14 protein-coding genes and 1 tRNA gene are annotated in these 13,478 nt (G+C 65.8%); 9 read left to right on the top strand and 6 right to left on the bottom strand.

What is annotated here, in order from left to right:
• Positions 1-45: 45 nt before the first annotated feature.
• Positions 46-1,479: a M48 family metalloprotease gene (locus BMZ19_RS17020; RefSeq protein WP_090312777.1), complete on the bottom strand. Its 1,434-nt coding sequence runs from the start codon at positions 1,477-1,479 to the stop codon at positions 46-48.
• A 106-nt stretch (positions 1,480-1,585) separates the two neighbouring features.
• Between BMZ19_RS17020 and BMZ19_RS17025 the strand changes: the two genes are divergently transcribed.
• Positions 1,586-1,837: a sulfurtransferase TusA family protein gene (locus tag BMZ19_RS17025; protein WP_090312778.1), complete on the top strand. Its 252-nt coding sequence runs from the start codon at positions 1,586-1,588 to the stop codon at positions 1,835-1,837.
• 42 nt (positions 1,838-1,879) lie between these two features.
• Here the strand turns inward: BMZ19_RS17025 and BMZ19_RS17030 are convergent, their stop codons facing one another.
• Both BMZ19_RS17030 and BMZ19_RS17035 read right to left on the bottom strand, forming a co-directional pair.
• Positions 1,880-2,353, bottom strand: coding sequence for a peroxiredoxin (locus tag BMZ19_RS17030; RefSeq protein ID WP_090312779.1), 474 nt, complete (start codon positions 2,351-2,353; stop codon positions 1,880-1,882).
• A gap of 25 nt (positions 2,354-2,378) precedes the next feature.
• Entirely contained in the window at positions 2,379-2,936 is a 558-nt protein-coding gene (locus BMZ19_RS17035; protein ID WP_090312780.1) for a glycine cleavage system transcriptional repressor, read from the bottom strand.
• A gap of 170 nt (positions 2,937-3,106) precedes the next feature.
• On the opposite strand from BMZ19_RS17035, the gene dapA reads away from it, so the two are divergent.
• The 5 genes from dapA (at position 3,107) to BMZ19_RS17060 (ending at position 7,222) form a co-directional block, all read left to right on the top strand.
• A complete protein-coding gene (dapA, locus tag BMZ19_RS17040; RefSeq protein WP_090312781.1) occupies positions 3,107-3,985 on the top strand; it encodes a 4-hydroxy-tetrahydrodipicolinate synthase in 879 nt (292 codons plus the stop codon).
• A gap of 16 nt (positions 3,986-4,001) precedes the next feature.
• A complete protein-coding gene (bamC, locus tag BMZ19_RS17045) occupies positions 4,002-4,715 on the top strand; it encodes an outer membrane protein assembly factor BamC (RefSeq protein WP_090312782.1) in 714 nt (237 codons plus the stop codon).
• A gap of 88 nt (positions 4,716-4,803) precedes the next feature.
• Positions 4,804-5,673 carry a phosphoribosylaminoimidazolesuccinocarboxamide synthase gene (locus BMZ19_RS17050; protein WP_090312783.1) on the top strand — a complete coding sequence of 290 codons (870 nt, stop codon included), beginning with the start codon at positions 4,804-4,806 and terminating at the stop codon, positions 5,671-5,673.
• A 98-nt stretch (positions 5,674-5,771) separates the two neighbouring features.
• A tRNA-Ser gene (locus BMZ19_RS17055) sits at positions 5,772-5,861 on the top strand.
• Positions 5,862-6,166: 305 nt separating this feature from the next.
• A complete protein-coding gene (locus BMZ19_RS17060) occupies positions 6,167-7,222 on the top strand; it encodes an extracellular solute-binding protein (RefSeq protein WP_170847798.1) in 1,056 nt (351 codons plus the stop codon).
• A 110-nt stretch (positions 7,223-7,332) separates the two neighbouring features.
• Here BMZ19_RS17060 and BMZ19_RS17065 read toward each other — a convergent pair whose 3' ends face one another.
• The 3 genes from BMZ19_RS17065 to BMZ19_RS17075 all read right to left on the bottom strand — a co-directional run bounded on the left by BMZ19_RS17065 (position 7,333) and on the right by BMZ19_RS17075 (position 10,585).
• Complete coding sequence (locus tag BMZ19_RS17065) at positions 7,333-8,520, bottom strand: YbfB/YjiJ family MFS transporter (RefSeq protein ID WP_090312785.1); 1,188 nt, start codon at positions 8,518-8,520, stop codon at positions 7,333-7,335.
• 144 nt (positions 8,521-8,664) lie between these two features.
• A complete protein-coding gene (locus tag BMZ19_RS17070; RefSeq protein ID WP_090312786.1) occupies positions 8,665-10,248 on the bottom strand; it encodes a glycoside hydrolase family 17 protein in 1,584 nt (527 codons plus the stop codon).
• 112 nt (positions 10,249-10,360) lie between these two features.
• Positions 10,361-10,585, bottom strand: coding sequence for a DUF2061 domain-containing protein (locus tag BMZ19_RS17075; RefSeq protein WP_090312787.1), 225 nt, complete (start codon positions 10,583-10,585; stop codon positions 10,361-10,363).
• Between the two features lie 315 nt (positions 10,586-10,900).
• Between BMZ19_RS17075 and BMZ19_RS17080 the strand changes: the two genes are divergently transcribed.
• The 3 genes from BMZ19_RS17080 (at position 10,901) to BMZ19_RS17090 (ending at position 13,463) form a co-directional block, all read left to right on the top strand.
• Positions 10,901-11,215: a DUF485 domain-containing protein gene (locus BMZ19_RS17080; protein ID WP_090312788.1), complete on the top strand. Its 315-nt coding sequence runs from the start codon at positions 10,901-10,903 to the stop codon at positions 11,213-11,215.
• Positions 11,215-12,873 carry a cation acetate symporter gene (locus BMZ19_RS17085; RefSeq protein ID WP_090312789.1) on the top strand — a complete coding sequence of 553 codons (1,659 nt, stop codon included), beginning with the start codon at positions 11,215-11,217 and terminating at the stop codon, positions 12,871-12,873. Before BMZ19_RS17080 ends, BMZ19_RS17085 begins: the two co-directional genes overlap by 1 nt.
• 161 nt (positions 12,874-13,034) lie before the next feature.
• A complete protein-coding gene (locus BMZ19_RS17090) occupies positions 13,035-13,463 on the top strand; it encodes a hypothetical protein (protein WP_090312790.1) in 429 nt (142 codons plus the stop codon).
• The last annotated feature ends 15 nt before the right edge of the window (positions 13,464-13,478 follow it).

The following is a 13,478-nucleotide window of genomic DNA, read 5'->3' on the forward strand; positions in this document are numbered from 1 at the left end:
CAAGAGGCCCGGCAATTGCCGGGCCTCTGCGTTTTCGCATGCCGCTCAGCGCAGCAGCTTGTCGATCATCCGTTTCTCGTCCGCCAGCTCGCTGTGGCGCGCATCGATGCGTGCCGCCAGCTGGAAGTTGCCGTTGGCGCGGCGACGGGCGAAGTCCAGCTGCTCGAGCGCCTGGTCGTAGTCGCCGACCAAAGCGAAATATTCGGCGCGGGCCTGATGCAGGCCGATGATGTTGCCGGACAGGCCGCGGGTTTCCGCCTGTTGGAACCACAGTTCGGCATCGCTGGGGCGCTCCTTGAGCAGGCGGTCGAGCTGCTGTTCGGCCTCGGCCGGGCGGTTCTGCTTGAGCAGCAGTTCGCTCAGGGCCTGGCGGGTCGGATAGCTGGCCGGATACAGGCCGAGCAGGCGCTGCAGGCGTTGGCTGGCGGCATCCAGACGGTTGCCGGTGATGTCCAGCTCGACCTGGGCGAGATTGTAGACTATATCGTTGGGCGCCTTGGCCAGCAAGGGCTGCAGGTTGCTGCCGGCTTCCTTGAGTTGCCCGCTCTTGATCTGCGCCAGGGCGAGGCCATAGCGTGCGGCATCCAGTTCGGGGTTCTCGTCGAGCAGTGCGCGGAAGCGCTGGGCGGCCAGTCCCGGCGAGCTTTCGTAGGTCAGCTGCACACGGGCGCGCATCAGCTGGTAGCGCAGGGAATCCTGGCTGCCGCTGCCGGCAAACTGTTCGGCGCGGTTGCGGGTGTCGGCCACCCGCGACTCGCTGAGCGGGTGGGTCAGGAGGAACTCCGGCGGCACGCGGGTATAGCGATATTGACGCATCAGACGCTCGAACATGCTCGGCATCGCGCGTGGGTCGTAGCCCGCCTGCTGCAGGTTGAGGATGCCGATGCGGTCGGCTTCCTGTTCGTTCTGCCGCGAGAAGCGCCGCTGCGCCTGGATGGCTGCGGCCTGGGTCGAGGCGATGGCGGCGATCCCGGCATCGCCGGCACCAGCGGCGGCGGCGACCACGCCGGCGAGCATGGCGGCCATCAGCGGCACCTGCATGCGCTTCTGTTCCTCGAGGCCGCGGGCAAAGTGGCGTTGCGACAGGTGCGCCAGTTCGTGGGTGAGCACCGAGGCGTATTCGCCCTCGGTCTGTGCGTGCAGGAACAGGCCGCCGTTGACGCCGATGACCCCGCCGGGGGCGGCGAAGGCGTTGAGCTGCGGGCTGTCGAGCAGGACGAAGACCAGGCGGCGGTCCTGCAACTGGCTGGTTTCCGCCAGGCGGTAGACGCTGCTTTCGACGAAGTCCTTGAGCAGCGGGTCGGGCAGGCTCTTCACCTGGCCGCGCAGCACGTTGAGCCAGGCCCTGCCGAGCTGGTGCTCCTGGTCGGGCGAGACGATCGAGGAGCTGGCATCGCCAAGTGCGGGCAGGTCGCTGGCGAAGGCCGGAGTGGTCAGCAGACAGGTCAGCGTCAGCAGGGTGGGGCGCAGCATCTTCATCGCTCGGACTCGGTACGGCAAAGTAGCTACTCTAGCCGCAGCCAGGCCCGGCTGGCCAGCGATGCGCCGGCTTGGCTATGCTGCGCGGCATTTGCGGGGAGAGATCATGACCGAGATTACCGGGCCGGTGCCGGCCCACGACGCCGAGCTGGATGCCAGTGGCTTGAATTGTCCGTTGCCGTTGCTCAAGGCCAAGCTGGAGCTCAACCGCCTGCCCAGTGGCGCGGTGCTCAAGGTGATTGCCACCGATGCCGGCTCCCAGCGCGACTTTCGCGCCTTCGCCCGTCTGGCCGGGCACGCGCTGCTGCATGAAGAGGAGGAGGCGGGCTGCTTTCGCTACTGGCTGCGCAAGGCCTGAAGCAATACCGGCCGGCAGGGCTGCCGGCCGGTCAGCAAGGCTTCAGCCGGCGTTGAGGGTGCGGGCGGCCGTCAGCACGGCGTCGACATGGCCCGGCACCTTGACGCCGCGCCACTCCTGGCGCAACACGCCGTCCTTGTCGATCAGGAAGGTGCTGCGCTCGATGCCGAGGTACTCCTTGCCGTACAGCTTCTTCGGCTTGATCACCTCGAACAGCTGGCACAGTTGCTCGTCGGCGTCGGACAGCAGTTCGAAGGGGAACTCCTGCTTGCCCTTGAAGTTCTCGTGGGACTTCAGGCTGTCGCGCGACACGCCGAACACCAGGGTGTTGGCGGCGGCGAACTCGTTGTGCAGGTCACGGAAGTTCTGGCCTTCGGTGGTGCAGCCCGGGGTGCTGTCTTTCGGATAGAAATACAGCACCACCTGCTGGCCCTTGAGCGCGCTGAGCACCACCTGCTGGCCGCTGGTGGCCTGGATCTGGAAATCGGCGACGGGCGAATCGATGGCTACCGGCATGCGGAACTCCTGGGGGGAATGGGGATTACGGATTCTGCGGGCGCCAGGGTTCGATCAGGGCGTCGAGGTTGAGGGCGTCGGCGAAGTCGAGGAACTGGTCGCGCAGCCAGCTGATCTGCGTGCCCGGCGGCAGGGTCACGGTGATGGTGGCGTTGAGCAGCAGGGTGCCGGTCTGCGGCGCCTGATAGGTGTCGCAGGTGAGGTTTTCCAGTTCGACATGATGATCGGTAAAGAACTGACACAGCTCGCCGATGATGTCCGGCCGATAGGCGGCGCTGATGTAGGCCACGTAGGGCAGGGCGTTGGCGCGCTCGACGGCGGCGGCGCTGCGGGTCATGTTGATGCTGAACTTGTGGCGCTTGGCCAGCGGCGCCAGGCTGGCTTCCAGGCGCGCCAGCGCGTCCCAGCTGCCGGCAACCTGCAGCACCAGGGCGCTGTACTCGCCATGCCGGGTCAGGCGGCTGCTGATCACGTTGCAGCGGCTTTCCTGGCTGGCGCGACAGAGCACGCTGGTGAGCTCCATGGGCGAGGCTCCCAGGGCGCTGATCACGAGAAACTGTTCACGGGGTTGGGGGGTCGACATGCAGAATTCCTGGTGCAAAGAGATGGCGGCAGAGCACGCGCCGGCAGAGCCGGGAAGGGTAGCGAAAAGCGCCGGCAAGGGGAATGCCTGGCAGCCTGCCGCCAGCTTGTGCAAGGCTGGTGGCATCAGTACCATTACGCCTTTATCTATATAGCGGCAGGAGTGGTTGCATGATTACGGGCAGCATGGTGGCACTGGTCACGCCCATGGATGCAGAAGGCCGTCTGGATTGGGATAGCCTGACCCAGCTGGTCGATTTTCACCTCCAGGAAGGCACCAACGCCATCGTCGCGGTCGGCACCACGGGTGAGTCCGCCACGCTGGACGTCGACGAACACGTCGCGGTGATCCGCCACGTGGTCAAGCAGGTCGCCGGACGCATTCCGGTGATCGCCGGTACCGGGGCCAACTCCACCCGCGAGGCCATCGAACTGACCGCCGCCGCCAAGCAGGCCGGCGTCGATGCCTGCCTGCTGGTCACCCCGTACTACAACAAGCCGACCCAGGAAGGCCTGTACCTGCACCACCGCAAGATCGCCGAGTCGGTGGCCATTCCGCAGATCCTCTACAACGTGCCGGGGCGTACCGCCTGCGACATGCTGGCCGACACCATTGCCCGCCTGTCCACGGTGGCGAACATCATCGGCGTCAAGGAAGCCACCGGCGACCTGCAGCGTGGCAAGGAAGTGCTGGACAAGGTCGCCTCCGGCTTCCTGGTCTACTCCGGCGACGACGCCACCGCGGTCGAGCTGATGCTGATGGGCGCCCAAGGCAACATTTCGGTGACCGCCAACGTCGCTCCGCGTGCGATGAGCGAGCTGTGCGCCGCCGCCATGCGTGGCGATGCCGCCACCGGTCGCGCGATCAACGAGCGCCTGATGCCGCTGCACAAGCAACTGTTCTGCGAAGCCAACCCCATTCCGGTGAAGTGGGCCCTGCACGAGATGGGTCTGATTCCCGAAGGCATCCGCCTGCCCCTGACCTGGCTCAGCCAGGACTGCCAGGAGCCGCTGCGTCAGGCCATGCGCCAGGCCGGTGTGCTGGCCTGATCGACGGAGAACATGCATGAAGCAACTGGCCGGACTTTCCGCGCTTGCCCTGATCATCGCTGCCAGCAGCGGCTGCGGCTGGATCTGGGGCGATAATGGCTACTTTCGAGACCGTGGCAGCGACTACCTGACCGCCCGCGAAACGGCTCCGATGCAGCTGCCGCCGGATGTCCAGGTGCGTCGCCTCGAGCCCTTGCTGCCGGTGCCGGCCGCCGTGTCGACATCCACTGCCGAGGGCAAGTTCGAGGTGCCGCGTCCGCAGGCGCTGAGCGCTGCCGCCCTGCGCGGCGATGACGCGGAGCAGGGCGGCAGCGTGTCGCTGCTGGCCGACCGCAGCTACGATGCGCCGGATCGCGTCAGCCTGACCACCGACGGCAGCGGCAATCCGCTGCTCAGCCTGGCCAGCGATTTCGATCGGGCCTGGTCGGCGGTGGGCCGCGCGCTGCAGGATGGCGATGTGCGGGTCGACGACATGAACCGCAGTCTCGGTCTCTACTACATCAACCTCGCCGAAGGGGCGGAAAAGCCCGACGAGGAGCCGGGTTTCTTCGCGCGTCTGCTGGGCAGCGATGATGCCGCAGAGGATGAGGCGAGTGCCGAGCGTTACCAGGTCCGCCTGACCACCGTGGGCGACAGCGTCCAGGTGTCGGTCGAGAAAAGCCTCGAGAGCGTGGCGCCGAGCGATGTGGCGCGCCGCGTGCTGGAGTTGATCCAGGAACATCTCGGCTGAATCGGGCCGCAGCCCCCAGCCGCTACCCACGATAGGCGAAACCCCCAGGGTTTCGCCTGTTTTGTTTGCCAGAGACGGAAATGCCGATATGAGCACACCCACCACCCTGAGCCTGAAGAAGATCTACTCGGGCAAGGTTCGCGACCTCTACGAAATCGACGACAAGCGCATGCTGATGGTGGCCACCGATCGTCTGTCGGCCTTCGACGTCATCCTCGACGAGCCGATCCCGGAGAAGGGCAAGATCCTCACCGCCATCTCCAACTTCTGGTTCGACAAGCTCAAGGACCTGGTGCCCAACCACTTCACCGGCGACAAGGTCGAGGACGTGGTGCCGGCCGCCGAGCTGCCGCTGGTGGAGGGCCGTGCGGTGGTGGCCAAGCGCCTCAAGCCGGTCGCCGTCGAGGCCATCGTGCGCGGCTATCTGGTCGGTTCGGGCTGGAAGGAATATCAGAAGAGCGGTACCGTCTGCGGCATCGCCCTGCCGGCCGGGCTGAAGGAGGCGGCCAAGCTGCCGCAGCCGATCTTCACCCCCTCGACCAAGGCCGCCGTCGGCGACCATGACGAGAACATCTCCTTTGCACAGTGCGAGGCGATCATCGGTGCCGAGCTGGCCGCCAAGGTGCGCGACACCGCCATCGCCCTGTACAGCGCCGCGGTCGAGTACGCCGCCACCCGCGGCATCATCATCGCCGACACCAAGTTCGAGTTCGGTCTGGACGAGGATGGCACCCTGACCCTGATGGACGAGGCGCTGACTCCGGACTCCAGCCGCTTCTGGCCGGCCGACAGCTACGCCGAAGGCACCAATCCGCCGAGCTTCGACAAGCAGTTCGTGCGTGACTGGCTGGAGTCCACCGGCTGGAACAAGGAGCCGCCGGCGCCGGCGGTGCCAGCCGAGGTGGCGCAGAAGACCGCGGACAAGTACCGCGAAGCGCTGACCCGGCTGACCTGCTGAGCACTGCTGCGGCGCGCAAGCAACTGATCCTGCGTGAAAAAATTCTCGCAAGGGGCTTCGCCAAACGGATTTGAGCTGGTATTATTCGCGCCGACTTGGGGGAGATGCCGGAGTGGTCGAACGGGACGGATTCGAAATCCGTTGTATTCGCAAGAGTACCTAGGGTTCGAATCCCTATCTCCCCGCCATATTGACGTTGAAAGCCCCGCATTGCGGGGCTTTCGCGTTTCTGGGATACGTCAGTCCCGCTACCCCTTGGCTGCTTGTCCTTCCTCTGTACTCCCCCCGCCTGAAACCGGCGAATTGCGGGCATTCGAGTGGCCGGATGCGACCCTGTTCGGTAAAAGTGATAACCACGCGACGGCTGCTGGTTTTTGCGCTAATAGGTCTTATGATCTGCGCGGTTTGCCCGACGGCCATCCATCTCCGCACTCAGGCTGCCACGCAAGTCAGGCAACAATCATTTCCTCCATCGACGAATGGACTCCTCATCGTGAAAAAATGGATCGCTGCGCCGTTGCTGGCGCTCTCGGTTGCTGCAGCCCAAGCCCAGTCCCTGAACGTCGCCAACTGGAACGACTATATCGATCCCGCGGTGCTGGAGGCCTTCACCCGGGAAACGGGTATCGAGGTCAACTACCAGACCTACGACAACGACCAGGAGGTCTACGACCTGCTGAAAAAAGGAGAGTCGCTCGATGTGGTGGTGCCTTCCACCGACAATTTCGGCAAGCTGATCGAGGAGGGGCTGCTGCGCCCCTATGCGGCGGCGAGCCTGCCCGGCTTCGAGGTCCTCGAGCCGCTGATCATGACGCGCCTGGCCGGTCATGACCCGGCCCGCGAGTATGGCGTGCCCTACCTGTGGGGCAGCATCGGCCTGGCGGTGAACGTGCCGCTGGCCGAGGCGGCGCTGGGTGGTCCGGTGCCCAGGACCTGGGGGCTGGTGTTCGACAAGGAACTGGTCAAGCGGCTGTCGTCCTGCGGTGTCACCGTGCTGGACTCCGCCAACGATGTGGTCAGCCTGCTGGTGAACTATCGGGGGCGCAGTCTGAATCATATTGGCGAGAACTACGCCTCGCGCTCGTTGGAATATCTGGGCGAACTGCGCCCGCATTACCGCTATGTCAGCAGCAGTGACTACATCGACGATCTGAGCGCCGGCAAGAACTGCGTGAGCATGGCCTGGACGGGGGATGCGCTGGCGGCAGAAGCGGAAGGCCGGCCGGTGAAGTTGATCGAGCCCGAGGAGGGCAGTCTGGTGTTTGTCGACATCCTGGCGATTCCGGCCGCGGCGCAGAATGTCGAGGGGGCCAAGGCCTTCATCAGTTACATGCTGCGTCCAGAGGTCTCCGCCCAGATCGCCCGGGCTACCTACTACCAGACGCCGAACACCAAGGCGCGCCAGGTGCTGGAGGCCGCTGACGAGCATTTCCATGCCGCCAAGCTGTCCGCCGGCATGTTCGGCTATGTGGCGCCGAAGGCGGAGGTGGGCAAGCTGATCGAAGACTCTTGGCCGCGGCTGCAGCAGGGGGTGTCGGCGCCCCGCTGAAGCCTTTGTCTCCCTCGCATGCAAAGCCCTGAGTGATCGGGGCTTGGTCGTGTTGATCGCACGTACCCCTAGGCTGCGCCGTGCCATATCCAGGCGCGGCCTGCCTTCATTCAGCGGCGCGCCTCATCCGCCCCCGGTCCCGGCACCGCGAACATCCACCCGAATCCCCAGGCCAGCGCACCCGCGCCGAGCCAGAAGGCGCTGTGCAGACTGCCACCCATGCCCAGCCACTGGCCGGTCAGCCAGGGCGCAGCCAGCTGGGCGACGCTGTACAGGGCGATCATCGCCGCCGAGATGCGCGGTCCCTGATGCGGTTGCAGGCTGCGGCCGAGGCGCTGGGTCAGCAGTACGGTGCCGAGGAAGGTGCTGCCGACCAGCAGGGCGCAGAGCAGGATGCCCGTGGCGCCCGGCAGCAGCAGGGCCGCCAGTACGCCGGCCAGCTGGATCAGGTAGTTGATCTGCAGGGCATGCTTGTCGCCGAGCTGGCCGCCCAGGCGACTCCACAGCCAGGGTGCGATCAGGGTGGCCAGCGCCACTACCAGCCAGCTGCCGTTGATCAGGAAGCTGTCCGGCGCAACCTGCAGTCGCGCCAGTGTCGGCAGGAAGGTCATCGGCAGGATGTAGCCCATACCCGCGCCGGTGTAGGCGAGAAACAGCGGCGTGGTGCGGCGGTCCAGCAGTTGCCCGCTGGGGCTGCCCTCGCCGGGTGGGGCGGCCTGTTCGGCAGTGTCCAGGCGCGCCAGCCGGTGCCAGCCCCACCAAGCCAGCGGCAGGCTGAGCAGGGCCGCCGGCCACCAGCGTGCGGCGCCCTGCAGCCAGTCGGCACTGAGGCCGACCATGGCGCTGGACAGCAGCAGGCCGGCGCCGACGCCGAGGTAGACCAGGCCGCTGGCGCTGGCACGGTTGTGGCGTACCAGCCATTCGAGGATCAGCGCCGGGGCCTGGACGAACACCAGGCCGTTGCTGATGCCGTTGAGCAGGCGCAGGGCGGCGAGCAGATCGGGGTCGCTGGCCTGGGTCTGCAGCAGGGTGGTCAGCGCATGCAGCACCAGCCCCCAGGGCAGGCAGCGGCGAATCTGGGCGATGCGGTGCCAGCGGATCGCCAGCAAGGCGCCGAGCAGGTAGCCGAGGTAGTTCCAGCTGGCGATGTCGGCCCCCTGCCTGAGCGTGAGCAGGCCATCCTCGACCAGCCACGGCAGCAGGGGCGTGTAGATGAAGCGGCCGAGGGTATGCACGGTCAGTAGGACCAGTGCACCGGCCAGTAGAACCGGGAACAGCGCAGGGCGTTGGGGCGTCATGAACAATCCTTGGCGAGAGGCCTCTGCGGGTCGTGGCCTGCGCCCCGTCGCGGGCAGGGCTTGGCCGATCAGCTTAGGGAGTCGGCCAGCCGTTAGGCAACAAATCCTGCACGGGCTGAGCGCTGGGGCGGCACCTCGCGCGCTTCACGTGCCCTGCTGTCGGTGCGCCAGGCCAACGGCAGGAGCGGGGCGGCGACAGCGCCACAGGGCCAGCAGCAGGAGCAGGCTGACCAGTCCCCAGCCGAGAGCCTGGATATTGAGCAGGGTTTCCTGCCAGAGCATCACCGGCAGGCCGATGCCGAGCAGTACCGCCAGCAGACCCAGTTCGTCGCGCGGGCCGGGGGCCGGCCAGCACAGGTAGGCCAGCGCCGGCAGCAGCAGGGCGGCGCTCGGGAAGCTGCGATAGCGCGGTTCGAAGACCAGGCCCAGCATCAGCCAGGCCGCGGCCAGGCCGGCGGCCAGCAGCCACCAGCCGGCACGCGCCTCCAGCCAGCTGCCGAGCCGTGCGCGCCAGCCGCCCAGTGGCGGGTTGATGCACAGCAGGGTGCGCGCCGCGACCAGCAGGTTGAGCGCGAGCAGGGCGCCGTGCCACAGCCATTCGCCGGCATGGCGGCTGTCGAGGGTCAGCTGCTGGGTCCACAGGGCGATGGCGGCGGCGGCGATAGCGCTGGCCAGCGGCAGTTGCCAGGCGGCCCGGCGCTCGCGCGGGGCGCCACCCAGCAGCAGGCCGGCGATCAGCAGTACGCCGCTGAGGCCCAGCCAGCGCGGCCAGTCCGGCAGGTTGGAGACCGGCCCGGCGAGCACACCCTTGTCACCGCGAAAGGCGTCGAACAGCCCCCAGTAGCCACCGACCGTGCCCTCGCTGATGCGCTTCCACGGTTGGTCGAAGGCCTCGATCAGGTTGTACTGCCAGCCGCCCTGTTCGGCCATGGCGATGAAGCCGCGCATGAAGCGCGCCTCGTTGACCCGGCTGGGCAGGGCGTCCTCGCGCTGACGCCCTTCGCTCGGCCAGCCGGTCTCGCCGACGAAGATCGGCTTGGGCGCGTACAGCCGTTCGAACTTCTCATGGACCCGCTCGACCTGGGCGAGGGCGGCGTCGATGCCGGTGGGGTCGTCCTCCCAGTAGGGCAGCAGGTGGATGGTGATGAAATCCACCGCCGGCGCCATTTCCGGGTGGCGCAGCCAGAACTCCCAGACGTCGGCGTAGGTCACCGGCTGCTCGACCCGTCCTTTCACTTCCTCGATCAGCGCGCTCAGGCGCTTCGCGCTGATTTCCCGGCGCAGCAGCGCCTCGTTGCCGACGATCACCGCAGTGACCACGTCCGGGTGGGCGTTGGCGGTCTTCACCAGCAGCTCGATTTCCTTGCGCGTGGCCTTGGCCTCGCGGCTGACCCAGGCGCCGATCATCAGGGTGATGCCGTGTTTGCGGGCGATGTCGGGCAGGGCCTCGAGACCGGTCACCGAATAGGTGCGCAGGCAGTCGAAGCGCTCGGCGAGCAGGGCGACGTCCGCCTCGAGACGCTCCCGGCGGATTCCCAGGGGCTTGTCGAAGGGCGACTGATCATGGTCGAAAGGACTGTAGGACGCGCATTGCAGCTTGCCGCTGCGGGGCTGCGGGTCGGGCAGCGGCTGTTCGCGGCCGATGCCATACCACAGTCCGACAAGGACGAGCAGGGAGCACAGCAGGGCACAGCAATAGGTCAGGGTGGCACGGGGCAGGAGAGGCATGTCAGCGCAGATCAAGGGACGAGGCCGCGGATATTAAAGAGAGCACACCCTGCGCGCCAGAGGCGCGCAGGGTGTGCCGCGGCGGTGGAGGCTGGCGGGGCTGCGGTTGGCCTCAGATGTGCCGGTGCTGCCAGATCAGCCCGGCGCGCGGGGTCGGTGCGCCAGCGCGATGTTCCAGACGTTGCCAGGCCTTTTCGTGGAAGAAGAACCCCACTGCATTGCACAGCGGCTCCACGGTGGCCACCAGTCCGCCGACGGTCAGGCTGCCGGTGAGCGCGTAGGCGACGGAGAAGGCGATGCAGAAGTGCATGACGGTGAAGGTCAGGGTCTTGAGCATGGCACACCTCACTACGGGTCAGGATGAGAACTTTTATCTCTTGTAAGGGATTCTGGACCCGTCCTGCCGGGTGGGGAAATCGTCCGGCTCGATGGTCGGTATAGCGGTGCTCTATCATGGTGCAAGTTGCGCAAAGCCACGGCTATTGCGGCCTGCCGCCTGCAAGACCCCCTCTGCCACGCGGCGGGTGCTCTATTCCGCCGGCCTGCGGCCGTCGGGCTCGCGACTAAAGTCGTCTGGTGTTTGCAACACTCGGACATAAAGTATTGCAGTGTCCTCCACAGGGGGGGCATCAGATCGTGTGGAGACCATCCAATGAATAATGACAATGTGTACCGGCAGATCTACGCCAACCCACGCTTCCAGGAGTTGGTCGCCAAACGCGGCCGGTTCGCCTGGGTGCTTTCGATCATCATGCTGGCCGCCTACTTCGCCTTCATCTTGGTGATTGCCTTCGACCCCAAGGTGCTTGGCATTCCGCTGGGCCCGGATACCGTGACTACCTGGGGCATCCCGGCTGGCCTGGGCCTGATCTTTCTGGCTATCGCTCTGACCGGTGTCTACGTGCATCGCGCCAACGGTGAGTTCGACCGTATCACCCAGGAAATTCTCAACGAGGCCCAACAGTGATGATTGCTCGTTTCCTGACTGCAGCCACTCTGCTGGCAGCCTCCCCGATGCTGCTGGCTGGCGAAGCCCTGACCGGCGAAGTCCAAAAGCAGGCGACCAACTGGACCGCCATCGGGATGTTCGTGATGTTCATCATCTTCACGATGGGCATCACCAAGTGGGCGGCCAAGCGCAATACTTCCACCGCCGACTATTACACCGCCGGCGGTAGCATCACCGGCTTCCAGAACGGCCTGGCGATCGCCGGCGACTACATGTCCGCAGCGTCCTTCCTGGGTATTTCCGCGCTGGTGTTCACCTCCGGCTACGACGGCCTGATCTACTCGATCGGCTTCCTGGTCGGCTGGCCGCTGATCCTGTTCCTGATGGCTGAACGTCTGCGCAACCTGGGCAAGTTCACCTTCTCCGACGTGGCCTCCTACCGTCTCGGCCAGACCCAGATCCGCATCCTGTCGGCCCTGGGTTCGCTGACCGTGGTGGCCTTCTACCTGATCGCCCAGATGGTCGGTGCCGGCAAGCTGATCCAGCTGCTGTTCGGCCTCGACTACTACGTCGCGGTGATCCTGGTCGGCGTGCTGATGGTCTGCTACGTGCTGTTTGGCGGCATGTTGGCCACCACCTGGGTGCAGATCATCAAGGCCGTCCTGCTGCTCTCCGGCGCCACCTTCATGGCGTTGATGGTGATGAAGGGCGTGAACTTCGACTTCGGTACCCTGTTCTCCGAAGCCGTGAAGATCCACGACAAGGGCGAAGCCATCATGAGCCCGGGCGGTCTGGTGACCGATCCGGTCTCGGCGATCTCCCTGGGTCTGGCGCTGATGTTCGGTACCGCTGGCCTGCCGCACATCCTGATGCGCTTCTTCACCGTGTCGGATGCCAAGGAAGCCCGCAAGAGCGTGTTCTACGCGACCGGCTTCATCGGCTACTTCTACATCCTGACCTTCATCATCGGCTTCGGTGCGATCCTGCTGGTCAGCACCAACCCCGAGTACAAGGACGCCACTGGCGCCATCATTGGCGGCACCAACATGGTGGCCATCCACCTGGCCAACGCTGTCGGCGGCAACCTGTTCCTGGGCTTCATCTCCGCCGTGGCCTTTGCCACCATCCTGGCGGTGGTAGCCGGTCTGACCCTGGCGGGCGCCTCGGCCGTGTCCCACGACCTGTACGCCTGCGTGATCAAGAAGGGCAAGGCCAAGGAAGAGGACGAGATGCGCGTGACCAAGATCACTACCCTGACCCTGGGTGTGGTCGCGATCCTGCTCGGCATCGCCTTCGAGAAGCAGAACATCGCCTTCATGGTGGGTCTGGCCTTCTCCATCGCCGCCAGCTGCAACTTCCCGGTCCTGTTCCTCTCCATGTACTGGAAGAACCTGACCACTCGCGGCGCGCTGTTCGGTGGTGCTCTGGGTCTGTTCACTGCACTGCTGCTGACCATCCTCAGCCCGACCGTATGGGTCCAGGTGCTGGGCAATGCCCAGGCGATCTTCCCGTACTCCTACCCGGCGCTGTTCTCGGTAGCCGTGGCCTTCGTCGGCATCTGGTTCTTCTCGATCACCGACAAGTCCAAGATGGCCAGCGACGAGCGCGAGCGGTTCTTCCCGCAGTTCGTGCGTTCGCAGACTGGTCTGGGTGCTACCGGTGCCGTAGCGCACTAAGCAACACGGTCATCCGACCTTGCAATACAAAAGGGGCAGCCTGCGGGCTGCCCCTTTTCATTACTGCCTCTGCGCGGCTGGCCAGCGAGTCTTGCGCCAGTTCCTTTCCCGCTGCCGGTTGCTATGGTAGAAGGCGGGCCTGTCCTTTCAGGAGTGTCCGTGTGGACCCCGAATCCATCGTTTACGGATGCATCCGCGACTGTCCGGATGGCGATCCGCTGGCGCGCCGCAGCCGCCGGCTGCACAACCGGCAGGTGCTCGACGAGTTGCCGGAGCTGGGTGCGTTGTCGCTGCTCAGCCGGCAGATGTTCTCCTTCTGCCGCTTCGAGGGCGACGGTCTGTACCAGACCCAGGTGATCCACTTCGGCGCCAGCTATCGTGCGGTGGAGTACGAGTGGGCGGCCTGGCTACAGCAGTTCGAGGCCCTGCTCGGGCGTCTGTACTGGTCGAGTGCGGTGGTGCACCTGGATACCGAGCTACGCGGCTTCCACACCTTCCGCTGGGAAAGCGAGCAGGGTTTCCATCATCCGGGCGAGGGCGTGCTGCGCATGCGCTGCGCCTGGGAGCACGAGGGTGGACTGCGCGGCTGAGCGTGGCCGGGCGCC

Source organism: Pseudomonas linyingensis, from assembly GCF_900109175.1.
In the GTDB taxonomy this organism is placed as follows: domain Bacteria; phylum Pseudomonadota; class Gammaproteobacteria; order Pseudomonadales; family Pseudomonadaceae; genus Geopseudomonas; species Geopseudomonas linyingensis.